Here is a 17,260-nt window from a genome sequence, read left to right as displayed (position 1 = left end):
TAGATGCAATAAACTCTTTAGTGAAATCACAAAAAGAGGCTTTTGATCGTATTCAAAATCTTAAAAATCAAAATAATGATACTAATAACCAAAAAGCTGTTGATCTTGAAGATAAAATTAAACAATCACTACCATCTACAACTACAGATGAAAGTTCGCAAGAAATATTAAATAAAAAGCAAGATCTTGATAATGCGGTAATTCAAACCAAAACATCACCAGAAAACAAAGAAGATATAACAAACAAAGTAACAGATGCTAAAAATGATTTTGACCAAGGTTCATTTGAAAATTTAGATCCTGGTTTCAAACAAAAAATGGACGACCTTTTCAATGGGTTGCAAACTGATGCAAATAATATTACAAATAATGAACAAGCTGCTGAAGTTAACACTAAGTTAAATGATTTAATTGATTCAATTGATAATAGCAAGCAAATTGCTAAATTAGTTAAAGATACAAACGATTTTTATCAACAAAAAATGTCTGAAGTCGAAGATGAGAATCACGAAAAAACTCAATTGATTGAAAAAGCATTAACCGAACTAAATAAAGCAAATGAGCAGTTAAAAGACTTATATGGTTCGAAAGATTTAAATGACAAAGATGTCTATGATTCAAAAGAAAAAATTGAAAATTTAAAATTACTAGTTGATTTAACAACAAGATTGCGTGAACTTTACCTTCTTTCTTTACAAAAAATTAATAGTATTAAATATCCAGAGGGAACTGGTAATTTTGGCTCAGCAAACGGTGAGCAAGAGGCTTTTGAAAATTATGTTAATAAATTGTATTCAGGAGCAACAAGTGAAGTATTGAGTCGCGAAAACATAATTGGTTACATTGAAAAATTCAACGACATAATTAATTTATTAAACAAACAGGAAGAATTGATTACTAAGCAGCAAGAAGTAGCAGCATCAAGACTATACAGAACCGTAAAAGATGTAGTAGATGCCAAAAACATGGCTGATGCAATTTTAAGAAGTGTTCCAGTTGATGCTGTCTGAAAAAAACCTGCTATAGGCGATGTTGTTAAACCTGTTAATTACATTTTGAGTCTTCAAAAAGTTTTAGAAAACGATTTTACAAAACTTTTAAATATTGCAACTTTAAGACAGGACATTGCTGATGACATTATTAACAGAAACCAAACTAACTTATTCGATTTAATTGAAGAACGTTATGACGAAATTTATTGAGTTGACCTAAATGAAACCGCTTCAAAACAATACATTAAGGCTTACTATGAAAACCTTTTAACTGAATTATCAAATGCTAATTTAGATTCGCTAACTAAAGCTCCTAGTGATTCAAGTTTTAATAATTTAAACAATAAACTTGAAGAGATTAGAGCAAATGCTTTTGATAAATATGCTAATCTCTACTTCTATGAAGCAATTATGACTAATGTGAAAGCTGTAAAAGAACAAAATGATTACTTAAAAAGTCTTTATCCTGATGCTTTCACTGACTCAGAAGTTATTAAACAATACACTGAAAAACTATTTGGCTCAGCCCAAGATGTAAATCCTCCTGTTGTAGGTTTAGTAAATAAAATTACTGACAATTTATTAAATGATGACATTTCTAAAGATACACTGATTGAGTGAAGTAAAGAAATGTTAACAATCTCAGCTGCTTACATACCGGCTCTATATTATTCAAAAAACTATTATTTCACTGCATGACCACAAATCAAGTTATCAGACGAACAAAAAGCACCATTAAATGAAATAGTTGATCTAGCGTTACAAAAACTTAAATCACGACTAATTGTCAACGATCAAAATTATGATATTGTCATTCCTAGAAGACAACTAGAGTTAAAATATCTTCAATTTGTTCCTAATACTTACAAAATTGAAGTTCCAACAAATGGATCATGATCAGAATTGTATGTAAATAAAGATGCTGCTAATGCTCATACATTCAATCAAGCATTCTGAGACACATACAAATTGCAAGCCAACATCCAAATTGCTCAATCTTGATATGCACTAAAAGATACTTATGCTCAAGATGACACAATGAAAGCTGTTTTTGAAGAATTGAATCAAGCTATTCAAAGAGCAATTCAACACACAACTGAAACACTAGAACAAATCAAGCAATCAGATCCAAGCATTACTACTGACGATCAAGCGATTGTCGAAATGAGTAAAAGAAAAAATGCCTCATTCAAAGAACTAAGAAATATGCAAACAGGATTGTTGCACAAACTAAAACAAACCAAACTGAACCAAGCTAAAACCTTAGCAAACAACTTTGTAAAATTGAGCGTTTTAATGCTTCAAAATAATATTAGACCAACACTAGAATACTCAAGCGATCCAGATTTTACATACTTGTCTTCAGTTAAGGGTATCAATGATAAGGATACGTTCAATGAAATTTCTGAAAAATACAACTCATTACAACAAAAATACCAACAAAATGTCTTGAAATTGTATCAAGGTCTAAAAGCTAGAATTTATTGAGAACATAAATGATTAAAAGACTTTGCTGATTTAATAAATAGCGTCGAGGGAACATCAAAACCACAAGATTGAGAAGATTTAACTAAAGCACAATTGCTAAAAATTATGCAAGCAAGTGAAGATGATTTAAACTCACTAAACACATTCTTAAGTGAGTTCAATTTTGACCTAACACAAGAATTAAGTGATGAAACCGTTAAACCAGGAAGCGACCTTTACGAAAATGTGTTCACTACTGCAGTTGATTCATACATGGCACAAATCAAATCACTTGATACACAATTACAAACACTGAATACTAAATTCATTAGTACATTAAATAAATTAGCAAGAGAATATAGTGATTTCAAAAGTGATTTTGCTGCTAAACAAAATAATGATGCGTATGCAAATTACTTTACAACTATCTTAAGAAGCATTAATAAATATAGTGATATTGAATCAAGTCTAAATAGTTTTAAAAACGAAGGTCTAGATGCAGCCACAATAAGCGTTGTTGAAACACTTAGCTCGCTTGTTTCATCTCTAGCTAATAACGATTATACAGATACTTCAGTACAAGCTCAGTATCCACAAACTGGCGACCAAGTTCAAAAAATGAACAACGTAAAAGAAAAACTACAAACACTAATTGGTCAAATTTATAAAAATCAAAAACAATTCAACAACCTAGTTTATGGTGCAAATGACAACGCTAATTCACTTGTAAAAATTTACAAAGACTACACTGAAACTTATTCTAATTTTGGTTTGCTATTTTCACAAGTTGTTAATAATATTAGCCCTTACAACATATACGAAAATAGCAACAATATTTCTAGTCGAAATCCAGATTTCAGTAATTTCATTAAAAATTCATATAAAGAAAAAGATGCAGTTAAAAAGTTAAAAACTGATATTTTAGCCAACTGACAAAAAGACGTTACTCCTTTCGACATGGTATTGAAAAACATTGAGAGTTCATACGATTCAATTAAGCAATTAAGAGATTGAATTGGTTACAAGGATAATCTAAATGAAATTTTTAGCTATTTAGATGTCGTTCCGGACTGACAAAAACCAAATGAAGCAAATTACAACGATATCGTTGTAAAAGAAGGAATTTGTGCTGAAGATATCGTTGAGAAATGAAATCAAGTAAATACTTCAAATGTTGAAGATCCTAATGAACCTAACCCAGAATATGACTATGCTTCTATTAAGGATAAAACTGAATTTTTAGACTTGTTCAATAAGTTCAATATTCTAAAGTCTAGTGAAAATCAGAAATTTAACCTAAATAATGTTGATGTTCAATTCTATAAAGCTAAAACTGATTCTCAATACATTAAAATATTCAACCAAACCGATGGTTTAACTAAGAAAATTAAATTTAATTTAAGGTTCATTTACAAAAAACCTGAAGGTAGTTCATCTTATCCAGGCGTAGATTACATTGCAAAATACTATGACGGTGTAACCATTTCAGTAAATACTTTGGACGAAGTTTTTATAACACAACAAAGCTTAGGTTCTACAACAAAAGAAAAAAGCAAAATTTTCGACTGAAATAAAGCAGGTTGAAATGCACAAAATGTTATAAATAATTATGTTGGCGCATTTGCTAAATATTCACTCTTAGACATGGCAAAGCGTAATATAGACATATTTTCTTCAGAAGTAAAAAATTATGGAAATATAAACAATCCTGAATCAAGTACAAATAGCAGAGAAGATGCACAAAACGACAATTTAAAAGTAAAATTGAAGTTAAAAGACGATTTTCTTTTAACACTACGAAAAAGTAAGGCTGAACCACTATCCGATGGCGACTCATACAAACCATCTGTGTCTAGTGATGGAAATCAATATATTTATTGAACTGTTAAAGATATAAATATTAAAAAATATTCAGAATATGTTGATTATATGATTAAACTTCGTATAGCCTTTCCTATGGTAAAGGTCAAAAATTATGAAGAAGGCGAATTTAAAGATAGAGCAGTTTTAATTCTTGATTTAGATTTAGGAAATAGACTTTATAAAAATAGTGACGAGGGAGAAACTAATCTTCTTACTGGATATATAAATGACAGCAATAATTATGTAAAAAAACCTAATACTTCTGCTAATTGAATGTTCAAAACTTATAACTTTGGAACTCTAGATGATGAAGCAACAGAAAAAACAGTACATCTAAATGATGGGACAACACAAACTTATAAAACCCAAATCAAAGCAGACAAATTAACTGAGTATTTAAATATGGCAAAGGCCGAAGATTTGTTGAATGATCTCGATGCTTTTAACACCAAACTTTTACTTAAAGATTCAATTGTGAACAATGATGAGACTTACATAGAAAGATTTGGTGATTTTACTGCAAAGAGCTTTTATTCTTTGTGACACCCTTCACATGACAATCCAGATTTTGAGGGAGTGGTTCAAGATATTGCATTTACTCCAAAGGGTGAAACCATATATAAAACTTCTTCTTATAAGACAAACATTGACAAACTAGAAATCAAATTGAAATTACACTAATTTAAGAAAGGTAAAACATGACAAAATCAAGCAAAATATTATTATCACTAAGTGGACTTCTAGGTATAGCGGTTTCATCTTCAACAATTGCACTAGCTTTACAAAAGCAAGATTTTGACAAAAATAAAAATGACTTTTATAAAACTTTTGACCAGTCAAAAGATCAATTTCAAACATACAAAGATGTATGAAATTTCAGTCCAGAAGTAAAAGAAGAGTTAAATCAAAAACTTACTAGTGCTCAAAATTATTGAAATGATGATAATAAAAATTTCAAAGAAAAAGTTACTGCCATCAATGATTTTCAAAATTCATTCTTTTCTAGTGTAATCGATGATTTACAACAAAATACTAATAGCAATCTAACTCAAGATCAGACTGTTGAACTACAAAGTTTTCTATATACTCAAAGAAACAGAATACAGGAACAAAGTATTTATTCATATTATTTTGCCAACAATCCGCAATTCTCAACTGATATCGATAATTTTGTCTCAAACTGAAACTCGCTTTCGGTACAACAAAGACAAGAAAAATTAGCGGCTTTTAAAGATTTATTCACTACTTCAGTAGAAAAGCAAGAAAAATTACTAAATGATGTACTTGAATCTAATGAGAGTGACTATTTAGCATCACTAAAAAGTGATATCAACTCTTTACCAAGTCAAGCGCTTAAAAACCAAGCCAATTCTTTAATAGATAATATTGAAGCCAAGTTGGTACAAAAATCATTTAGCTACAATGAAATCAATATTTTAAAAAATGATGCTAAAGAAATTGTTAATGTTTACAAGAAAGATAAACAATCTATTGACCAATTAGTTTATGAAATTAATGGTTATTTAGATCAATTAAATTCTTATTTGAAAAATAACGATGCAAATAAGGAAATTGCTTCACAATTGCAGCATTTAATTTCTTCATTTAATGTTCGATTAAATTCATCTACCTCAAAAGATGATTTTGAGCAATTGAAAATTGACTTACAAAACACTGTTTCAAAAGTTTTTGACAATACTAAAAACATTGAAGAAATTAAATATAACTGAACCTCATTTCTTGAGATCCAGAAAAAACAAATTAAGCATTTAACTAAACAAGTAGAACAAATGCAAAATTCGAGTGCTTATGAAGACTTCGTTGCAAGTACCGAATATGATAAAGTTATCGAAGAGAAAGCTAAATATAGTGCTCAGCTTTCACAATTAAACTTATTAGATAAGAAAATTTCAACTATTCTTAAAAATTTAGATGAAAGTCAAAAACAAAACCTAATCAGTTTAGATAAAAATCATGAGTACAAAAATGCTTTAAATAATTTGATTAATAGCAATCTAACAACTGAAAGTTTAGACAAACAAATTAATGAAATTGCTAACAATGTTTTAGCCGATGTTAGTGCACAAGTTTATGCAAAGGAAACTAAAAATGACATCGAACAACTACTAAACGCCTTGAATGCTTATGCTGATCTAGGTTTAGCAAAAGAAAATAAACAACTTTTCAGCGCTCAATTGCAAGAAATGTATCTACAATTAGATTCAATCCTCAATAGCGATAAACTAAAACCTACTGATGCTAAAAAATTAAGTACTGCCCTAGAAGAAAAATGTCGTCAAGCATTGCTAGGAATGTTAAAGACTTTGGACGATACACTAGCCAAATTTTTAGCTTCAGTTTACAATGATGCAAACTCAGCTTACATTGTGAAAAGAATTCAAGATTTCATTGATCAAGAGTACTCACAACAAAACATTACTTCTGACACAACAAATAGCTCACAAGCATACAAAAACGCAATCATTCGTCGTTTAAAAGAATTAGCACGTTTACCTTTAATTAAAAAAGCCAGTCAAATTAAACAATATCTATCTAATACTACAGATAATGCTTACATTACTTATAATCGTAAAAATGATTTAATTTGAAAAAGCTCACAAGACATCCAAGAGCAATTACAACTTCTAAATGATTATCAATCTCAATTAGATAGTTTATCTAATGATGCCTGAAATGGTGAACCAACTGAAACAACAGCTAAAAATTTGGATGCTTTAAATGAAAAAATAGCATCATATGCTAAAAATATTGATGCTCTAAATAATTTAGATGCAATCAATGAAAAAATCAATGACTACATTCAAGAAATTTTCAAAGATACAATTGGAAACGAAAAACTTGAAAAACAAATTATTGCTATTAGAAGTCTTCAAAATAGTTCACATAATTTATTTAAAGATGACAATGTTGATTCTTCAGCAATCAAAGATGTAAGTGACAAATTAAGTCAAGCCTTCAATCAATTACAAAGTACAAAAATCGATTCTAATTTATCTTCAAAAGCTGAAGACGCTAAAAAAGAATTAGACAACCTTTATCCAGATGAAGAAGATAAAAAGTTGACAAGTTATCAAAAATTAAGTCAAAAATTAAATGATTTAAGCAGCAAAATTCAAAATCAATCACTTTCACAAGATGATGTTGATGCAATTAACAAAAACATTGATAATTTAGAGCAAGCCTTACCTTTGATTCGTAATTTAGAAAAAGGGACTCAATCATTAAATGATGCTGAAAATGAAGTATCTAACGATTCAGATGCCGGATAATATGTAAATAAAGCAAAAGAAGAAAATGATAAACTAAAACAAAAAATCAATGACTTAATTAATAACGTCAATACCGACGAAAACATCAATCTTGAAAATCTTCAAAACTTGCTAGACTCACTAAAAGAACGTCTACAGGACACAAAAAACAGTCTTTTAAAAGATAAAATTGCCAAAGTTAATGCTCAAATCAAATACACAAAACCTTCAGACTATGTTGTGGGTGTTGCAATTAAGTATAAAAGTGAAAAATCAAAAATCACTGATGGCTGATTTGAAAGTTTAATGAATAGCAATTCAGATGAAAAATTAAAAGATGCACTGCAAAAATTTGAAGCAATAAAATCTCTAAATGATTCACTAGTTGAAGCACAAAACTGAATTTTGCAACATAATAAAGAAACAAAATATCAAGAAATTATTGACAAATTAAGTGAACAAGTAGCAGATAATATGTTTGCTTATGATGATACTGTCGAAAATTCACAAAATAAAAAAGCAGAAATTGATAAAAAATTAGCAGAAGCAAAAGCTAAAGTTGAATTACTATCTTCAATCGATGATTTGAAGGCTATTTTAGGCAACCAAAATGACCAACAAAAAGCAATTTATCATGATTTGTCAAACGAAATCAAACAATTAGAAGCAGAATATAGTTCATACTTGGAATCTAATGATTTAACTAGTGAACAACTAGCCAACAAAAAAGCTGAATTAGATGCAAAAATTACTGAACTAAAAGCTAAAAAAGAAGCAATTGATACACAGTTGCAAAATCTAATCAATGATATTGACGCAAACGTTGTTAATAAGACAGATAAAGCAATGAAGCATTGAAACAAGTAAGCGGTAATGAAAATGATTCATTCCCATTGTATGAAACAACTAAAGCTGATTATGAACAGCAAAAAACTGATCCACAGATTACCTTAGATTCGCTAAATAGTTTTAAAGATAAAATACAAAAGGCGTTTGCTAAAGATAAGCTAAACAACAAATTAAATAAATTAGCTAAGTTAACAAATCTAGATGAGTTCGACACAACTAATGTCGAAAATCCAGCTTTAGATGCAATTAACAGTGTCAAAAAAGGTATTCAATCATTTGTTGAAGACTTAAAAAATAGACTAAGCCAAGACGATTTAAATCAAGAAGATTTTGATAAAATTAATGGCCAAATTGATAAGTATTTAGATTTAATTAACACTCAGAAAAAAGTCGCAAAACAACTAAAAGACTGATTAGCTACTGAAGATAGTCAACAAAAACAAAATCTTCAAAATGCAATTCAAACATTATCAAAAGCATTGCAAAATTCACAACCAAGCATTGAAAAAGACTATGATGATACAGAAGCAAAAAATTCACAACTGCAACAAGTTTATGATTCGCTAAAAGATCAACAAAGTAACAAAGATGAAAACAAAGATGCAATAGATAATCAAGAAAATGGTTTAAGACAAGTACTTCAAAATACTTTAGCTGAAAACGCAAGCGATGTTGATAGTGAAGCACAAACTAAAATTAACCAACAATTAGATGAGTTAGTTAACAAAAACAATGGTGCAACATCTGACGAAGAAATTCAAAAAATTAAAGATTTTATCAATGACTTAAAAGCAAATAAAGATAACGTAGTTGAACTTGCTAAAGAAGTAAAAAATGCCCAAGACGCACTGAATGCAACAACTGATACTGACGATTCGCACATTAATCGTCTAAAAGATAAAGTTAAAGATTTAATTAAGAAAGCTCAAGAAAATTATGTGCCACAGAATTTGGACACAACTACTCTATCAAAACTAAAAGATGAGCTTACTAAAGCAGTAAAAGAATTGAAAGATTCGACTGAACTTCAAGACTTAATTAAACAAGCAAAACTTATCCTAAATGGTGATAAAACTCAAGAAGGTATTGAATTCTATACATATAAAGGTCTAGAAGACAAATATCAAAAAGCAAGAATCAATCAATTTTTGGATAACATTCAAGCAGATTCATTAAACGAAGACGGAAGCCAAAACTCAGCCATTTTACCTCAACTAAAAGCAAGAGTTAGCGCAACAATAACCTTGCTAAACACATTAAAAGCCATATCACAACAAATTAATCAATGAAAAGGTGAACAAACTGATAAAAATGAAGTTTACAACATCGATATTGAAGCATTAATCGATACATTGTGAACTAACAGTCCACAACCAGAACAAAGATATCAGGATGACCAAGATAATGCTAAAATTTCGGCTAAAAACACAGCAGCATCTCAAAAAGAAAATGAAATCAAACAACTTCACAATCACAGACTTGCAAACTACAATTTAGCCAAAGAAATTTTAGAAAAGGCTGAGTCAAATGACTTAGCAAATTCACTTCCTGAATTCAGTCAAACGATTGCCGAACGTGTAAAAACATTGATGGCACTGAATGTATCTTCAACAGATGATAGTGTATTATTCAGTCAAAGTAATTCTGAAGCTATTAATCAACAACTACAAGTAATTAAAGATTCTTTTGACACCTTAAAACAACTAGCAACAGTAATTAAATCAATTGAAAATGATGGTTCATCAACTAAATATGCATTTAATAATGACAATGAAAACATCAAACCATTCTATGATGAATTTACAAACTTAATTGCTAGTGCTAAAAATCTATACAACACTAATGATGTAGCAAAAGCACAAGAGTATACTAAAAAATTGGCTTGATACCAAAAAGTTGCTAACTCATTTTTACCAAGTTATGTAAAAAGTATCAAAAAGGTTAATGGTAATGAACAATTATCAGATAAAAACTTGAACACAAAATTAGTGGAAAAATTAACATCGCAATGACTAGAAGCTAAAAATATTTCTCTCGATGCTAGTGAAGAAGATTTTGAACATGCACAAAGTGATTACGAAGCAAAAAATAATGCTGTAGTTGATTTAAAAAATGCCTTATTTGAATTAGATGAAGCTTTAATTGATGCGCAAAATTTCCTTGATTTTGAACCAACAAGACAAAATCAAGAATACATTCGTAGCAAGCAAACAAAACAAAGCATTGAACCACTAAAACAAACAGTTGCGCAAGCCAGTGCAACTTTCCACAGTAGTGATTTATCGCTAGAAGCAGTAAAACAGGCTAAAAGTGATGTTTTAGATAAAAGCAATGAAGTAGCAATTAATATTTCGCATGATGTTGACAAATTAAAAGAAACTTGTCAAGCTCTTTACGACTATGTAAAAGCTAAAAATAATGATTCAACAACATGAAATGTAACCATTCCTGACGGATTTACATATGAAGTTTTAGATAGACTTAATAAAGCTAAATCAACAAATATCCATGACCATTCTTTCATAACTACTGAAATTCTTGACTATGGAATTAGAAAATTAACTGAATTCATGAATGATGTTTTCAATTACGAACAAAGCAGAATGTTTGAAAAAATTAAACTTCTTCAAACGTACAAAGATGCTTTCAGTAGTTCGAAAACAAGAGACTATGAAGGTGTGCAAGATGCATACGATGAAATAGTAAGCACACTCACTGATTTACAAAACATCAGTGATGCAAGTTTATTCAATGTATTTGGGTATGCTTCAGTTGATGCAACAAAATCTTTTGAAAGTGATTTTGTCGATACTGTGGAACAAAAAATTAGTGCAGTTCAATCTAAAATTAATGCCTTAGTGTCTAAAGCAAAAGAATTTTTCAGTATGTTATTTGATAATACTGCGGATAGCCCTCTTGAACAAGGCTTATTCTTTAGATTTGAAACTACTTTCTTAGGTGAGTATGCTTCTTATGAAATGCTTTATGCAATTGAACCTTACAAGATGATTAATATTGAAAATCCAAATTTAGACGTTTACAAATTTTTAGGCTTCAATGAATCACGAAGAATTTGAGTTGAAAAAATTCATCCTGCGATGCAAAAATATGCAAATTTGCTAAAGCAAGATAAACTTCTAAGTGGTTATGCAAGTGCTACAACCCTAGCAAAACTTATGCTAAACACAAATTCAACATTGAATGATTTTTATGATTTTTGAGAAACTCTGTTAAAAGAATATAGTGCGAAATATGAAGAAATTAGAAATTATTCTTTACTAAAAGAAGCAATGGCTGATATCTACGCAACAAAAGACATTAATAGTAATGACGCTAACATAGAAAGTATCAAATCTTCCATTAATAGCATATATAGCAATTATTTGGACTTAATACACGTAACAAGAACATGACGTGATTTGGTAAATCTCTTCTGAGTAAGTTCTAAAATTCCTGGAACTAATGAATTCTATAACTCAAAACAATTGTGATTTATAACTGACATTTCAAAATTAGCGCAGCTATCTACAATGATGAGAACAGTTAATGAGCAAGATCCAAGCGATGGACGACTTAATAGTTATTTTGCTTCACTAATGTCAAAATTAATGAAATACGACTACACCTATGGTCGAAGATATTTAGCCATAAGCGTTTCAAATACTGCTACAAGAGAGCAATTCTATCAAGCGCTGATGAAATATTCAAAACCAGGTGATACAGAAATTGACATCACCGAAAATGATGAAATCCTTTCACTATTTAATTTATTTGCATTTACTAAAAAAGACAAGTCAAGTGATCCATCTGATTTTAATTTAAAAAATGTAAGAGTTAAAATTGTAAAACAAGATGATGGTTCTTGATACAAAATACCTAACGCATCAAATTCTCGAAATATATCATTTAGACTTAAATATGAATATACCCCAAGCTACTTACCGGACTATATAAAAGTAGATCCAGTGTTAAGTATAAGAACGTGAAATTCGTATGATCAAAATTCAATGCAATCATTGATAAAAAACGACAACACAAGATTTTGAACTTCCGAAGAGGCTTCTGAGTTTCCAGCACAAAATAAATTTGGCGACGCTTCTGTCAGTTTCGTGGCTGCAGGTGGTTATGCTGGTACTGATGAAGACAAGCCTTTTACTGAAAGCAATAATAAATTTGGTTATGATGCAAAAACACCTTTCTTTGATGTGGCAACTTCAAGTTGAGACAAAAACTTAACCAAAGATCAATATGAGCAAAAGATTTCTGAAGACATTGCATGAGCAATTAAAAATTCAACTAACAGCCAGGCACTAACAAAAGTTTTCGTTGATAAAGAAAATAATGCTATTTGACAAGACGCGTCTTATGACAATAATCAAAGTAAGTTTGACATCAAGTTCACAAATCCTAGATTTATTAATTATCAAAATAATGGGCACAGTGCTACATATCTATATTTAGAGCATCAATTCCAAATTATGCAAATGAATATCAATAAAAGAGAATTAACTGTAATTCAAGCGATTCCAGGAGAGTTTATATCGGCTCCTTATAGAAATACAGAAGCTGACTCAGAATTCAATGATCTAGTTGGACTAGGCAAAGCATTCGTTCCTAGTGATGAAACTAGCGCTTACTCATACGTTAAGGAATATAATTCACCAACGGTTACAGTTTATTACTACAAATTCAATTTTGAATACAATGAAGAAGATAAAAAAAATCTACATTTGAAATAGTTGAATGGAAAATCAAACATTCTATAAGAATTTTACAGTATGATCGACAGGCAAATTTTACGCACCAATGTTTACTGAGCATAAAGTTACTTACCCAGGACAAACTAGTGAAAAAACCATACACACAATATCACCAGTCAATGCAGCAATTCTTTTCTCTAGAGGTGATGTTATGCAACAAATGGGATTAGGAACATCAAAATCTTGAAACTATGATGATGCTAAAAAAGATACATATATCGACATAAGGGAAAATGCAGATCATGTTTTAACAATACAAGATGCTGCTGGAAAATATAATTCATTCAAAGTTTTCAAAAACGATATGAGTGGAAAATTAGTGTGATCAGATCCTGACAATCCTAAAAACACACACGTTACTGACGATCCTACTAAAAAATCAATTTTATATAATGCTGGATTAATTAAATTCAAAACCCAAATTCAATAATACTTCAACGTGACACTCCAAAATTACTTGGAGTGTTTTTTATTTTTAAAATTGGTTTCATTTTTTACTTTAATAAGTGAAAGGAGGAAAATGCAGAGTGCTGCAAATATTTACAAAAACACAAGAACAAATCCCAAAGATCGCAAAAAAATATTTGCATTTATCGCCTTAGGCTTAATGGCATGTGCAAGTGTAACAACATTTACAATTAGTGCTATTACACAAGTACAAAAAAAGTCAACGTTGCGCAAAAGCAATGAAAAAATAACGGATTTAAGAACTGAATTAAATGACTTAAATAAGCTTTTAATTGAAAAACAAAATCATAACAATGCACTTTTAGAACAAATAGAATCATTCAAGCAAAATGCTTCTTCTGACGAAAATCAAAAAATTGCTCTTAGTGAAAAATTACAATCTTTGACACAATTAGTAAAGAAATTAGAATTAGAAAATTTACAAATAAACAAAACGTTGCTTGAATCGAACAGCAAAATTTCAACACAAAATTCATCGCTAGAAGATTTAAAAACACAAAAGCAAAACTTATTAGTTGCTTTGTCAAAAAGCAAAAGTGAAGTTCAAAAATATCAACAAGAAATAGAAAACGTTAAAAATGACTTAACTAAATCTGCAACAGAAGCTAAATTAATGTCCGATAAACAGATAAGTCAATTAGTAAATCAATTGGAACAATACAAAAAAGATTATGTTCTACTTACTGAAAAATACAATCAAAATCTTGCTGAGTACAATGCTAAGCTTATAACTAATAAACAAGTTTTAGATGAAGAAATACTTAGATTACAAAACGTTTTAAATGGTTTGAATGCTAAATATGCGGCTGAAAAAAATGAATTACAAGCAAGAAACAATACCTTAAATGAACAACGTGATAGAGAAAGACAAATCTATGAGTCGCGTATTGATGTTATTACAAACGAAAATGAACGCAATAAAAAGAACATTTCATCACTGAACAAACAAGTGGAATCTTTAAATAATGAAAAAAGCATTTTGACCGAAAAAATAGCTTCAGCTATTGAAGACAAAAAACAAACTGAAGATAAGTATAAAAGTATGTTAGGAGCTTTGAATACGAAAATAGACGAATTAAACAACGCTAATTTTGGTTTAAACAATAATTTGATAGCTTTACAAAAAGAAAATGAAGAAGCAATTAAGAAGATAAATGAGTTGCATGAATCAGAAACAACGAAGCTCAATATTTTAATTACTCAACTTAAAGCAGACAATTCAAAATACACAGAAAACGCAAAAGCATATGTTTTAGTAATTAAGGCAATAATTGAGAAAATGCTAATAAATGTTGAAACCACGTTCGCATCTGCTAAAGAAATTTTCAAAGGCTCAAGTTTTGAAAAACTTAAAGACTTTTATGGTAATACTGAAACATTTATAGCATTTTTAAAAACATTCAAAAGTGACGTGCAAGCCATGATAAATGAAAATAAATTCATTCAAAAGGAAAAAATGATAACGAAATCCGAGACTATGATGTTGAATTTTGAGTCATGATTAAAATCTTACAATCTTTTGAATTGAAACGTTGTTGATGTTTATTTTAAACATCGTCAGACTATCTTGGAATTAAGAGACGAAGCAGCAAAACTTAATCAAAAAATCGGATTTCTTCAACAAACTATAACTAATAACCAAAACTTGCTTACTACATCACAAGGTAACTTAAACAAAATAAGCCGGGACTTATCTGTTGCAAGATCTGAAATTATTGGCTTAAAACAAGATGTAAAATCTAAAGAACGTACAATAAGTCAAAATGAATTAATAATCCGAAATTTAAAAGACGACATAAGTAAGTTAAGAGTTGAAAATGGTGATTTAGTAAAATACAAAAAACAACTTTCAGAAATGACTGCTAAATTTAACAAATCAAATGATGACTTAAAACTCGCTTTAAGTGAAATAGAAAACAAGAAAGCACTTATAGAGACACAAAATCAAAAAATTCAACTTTTAACCAACAAAGAAACAGAATTAACAAAACAAGTTCAATCATTAATTAAGGAAAAAGAACAACTTGCCACAAGTATTGCTGAATTAAAAACTAAAATTCAGTCAGTAGAAAGTTTATTGCTTCGTGCCCAAAGCAAGTGAGCTAAGGCAATAATAGATGCTAAATTTCAAACATGAAAATTATATTTAAACGATATCAATAGATATATTGGCTTCCACAACAATTTAAGTTCTAACTCATTTAGTGGAATTAATGCTAGAGCATACGAAATATACACATTGAATCAATTTGACGGCAATGAAAGTATTTTCATAAAATTGGATGGCGATTTTAGTGATGCATTGAGAAAATATTACAACACTTCTTACTATGAAGTAAACGCTATGGATGACAAAATAAAAACACTAGCACAAAATATTAAAGCAAATAAATCAAGTTTATCAAAAGGATATGGCATTACCACTGCTAATCAATTAATCGATGGCATTAATAGACATATTTCAAATGATTTTTCATTTTTAAGTAGTCTTAGACTAAGTACAATGCAAAATCCACCAAAAGTTAGAGGAAGACCAAAAGGACCATACCATTAATGAATAATTTCAAAGAAATAAGTGACACAAATGCAGCAAAAATTCAAGTTGGAAGCTTGATAACAGTTCTTACTACACTGATACCGCTTGGAATAAACTTAATATCTTCACTGATTGGTATAGGTAAAATGGCAACATCACAAAGCGGAGAAATTAAAACAAAAGATGTAACATATAAGTGAACTAACGAAGCTGCCAAGGAAAATTATGTATTTCCAGTCCATTACAACATCTAATTTTGCAAATTACCAAGTTAGCAAAGAAGTTAGTGACGCTATTGATTATGCTAAAAAGAAAAATAATCATTTTTTTAGCTCAAAACAAAACTTGATAGCATCTTTAAAATATCTTTCACACTTATTACCTTACGATTTAATTAATATTTGACTGCTTGAAAAATATCAAAGCAAAGGTTTAGTTCATGATGATTTTGAAGGTTGAAAAAAACGTGGCTACTATGTTAAAAAAGGACAAAAAGCTTCCTACATAGTAATGCTTAAGAATGTTTCATTTTTGATTGATAAAGAAAATAATGATGTAAGTTTAGTTGAATTTAAAAGGGCTAATTCAGATCAGATCAAGAAGTATCAAAATGGCGAACTATTTCTGTTAAAAAAGAAAATGTATACGCTTGTACCTGTTTTTGATGAAAATCAATTAAACAAACCTTTTGAAAATAAAACTAAAAACGTCAATTTTGATACTTTCAAAAAGATTATTATCCAAATTGCTAAAGAGCTAAATTGCTACGCGGAATTCGATTTTAGTGACAATCAAAAATTTAAACAGCAATTTTACAATGTGTTAAAGCTTGTATTTGATCTAAACAATTCTAATAAATCGATTGCCAGTTACAATTTAAACTTAGAAATGATAGCTTACTTGTTGTTAGAACATTTTAATTTAAATGATGTTAACGATTGATCATATGACTTTGAATTTTTGCAGTGATATGATAAGAATTTAGATGAAACAGAAAAAGAAAAATTAATTATAACAGTACATAACATAGCTTTATTTTTTGCATAGAAAATTAAA

General features: G+C 29.4%; 8 protein-coding genes. All 8 read left to right on the top strand.

Annotated elements, in window-relative coordinates; genetic code table 4:
* The first annotated feature begins 20 nt into the window (after positions 1 to 20).
* Positions 21 to 5,003, top strand: coding sequence for a hypothetical protein (locus ACSH40_RS01420; RefSeq protein WP_438341778.1), 4,983 nt, complete (start codon positions 21 to 23; stop codon positions 5,001 to 5,003).
* A gap of 17 nt (positions 5,004 to 5,020) precedes the next feature.
* Positions 5,021 to 7,612, top strand: coding sequence for a hypothetical protein (locus ACSH40_RS01415; RefSeq protein WP_438341777.1), 2,592 nt, complete (start codon positions 5,021 to 5,023; stop codon positions 7,610 to 7,612).
* 108 nt (positions 7,613 to 7,720) lie between these two features.
* Complete coding sequence (locus tag ACSH40_RS01410; RefSeq protein ID WP_438341776.1) at positions 7,721 to 8,458, top strand: hypothetical protein; 738 nt, start codon at positions 7,721 to 7,723, stop codon at positions 8,456 to 8,458.
* Positions 8,446 to 13,179: a hypothetical protein gene (locus ACSH40_RS01405; RefSeq protein ID WP_438341775.1), complete on the top strand. Its 4,734-nt coding sequence runs from the start codon at positions 8,446 to 8,448 to the stop codon at positions 13,177 to 13,179. Before ACSH40_RS01410 ends, ACSH40_RS01405 begins: the two co-directional genes overlap by 13 nt.
* Positions 13,145 to 13,630, top strand: coding sequence for a hypothetical protein (locus ACSH40_RS01400; RefSeq protein WP_438341774.1), 486 nt, complete (start codon positions 13,145 to 13,147; stop codon positions 13,628 to 13,630). The genes ACSH40_RS01405 and ACSH40_RS01400 overlap by 35 nt, the downstream gene beginning before the upstream one ends.
* 90 nt (positions 13,631 to 13,720) lie before the next feature.
* A complete protein-coding gene (locus ACSH40_RS01395; RefSeq protein WP_438341773.1) occupies positions 13,721 to 16,222 on the top strand; it encodes a hypothetical protein in 2,502 nt (833 codons plus the stop codon).
* A complete protein-coding gene (locus ACSH40_RS01390) occupies positions 16,222 to 16,458 on the top strand; it encodes a hypothetical protein (protein WP_438341772.1) in 237 nt (78 codons plus the stop codon). The genes ACSH40_RS01395 and ACSH40_RS01390 overlap by 1 nt, the downstream gene beginning before the upstream one ends.
* Positions 16,430 to 17,251: a hypothetical protein gene (locus tag ACSH40_RS01385; RefSeq protein WP_438341771.1), complete on the top strand. Its 822-nt coding sequence runs from the start codon at positions 16,430 to 16,432 to the stop codon at positions 17,249 to 17,251. The genes ACSH40_RS01390 and ACSH40_RS01385 overlap by 29 nt, the downstream gene beginning before the upstream one ends.
* The last annotated feature ends 9 nt before the right edge of the window (positions 17,252 to 17,260 follow it).

Origin of the sequence: Mycoplasma sp. 3341 (genome assembly GCF_051549855.1) — a bacterium.
Taxonomy (GTDB): Bacteria; Bacillota_I; Bacilli_A; order Mycoplasmatales; family Metamycoplasmataceae; genus Metamycoplasma.
This window is presented reverse-complemented; position numbering and strand designations above follow the sequence as displayed.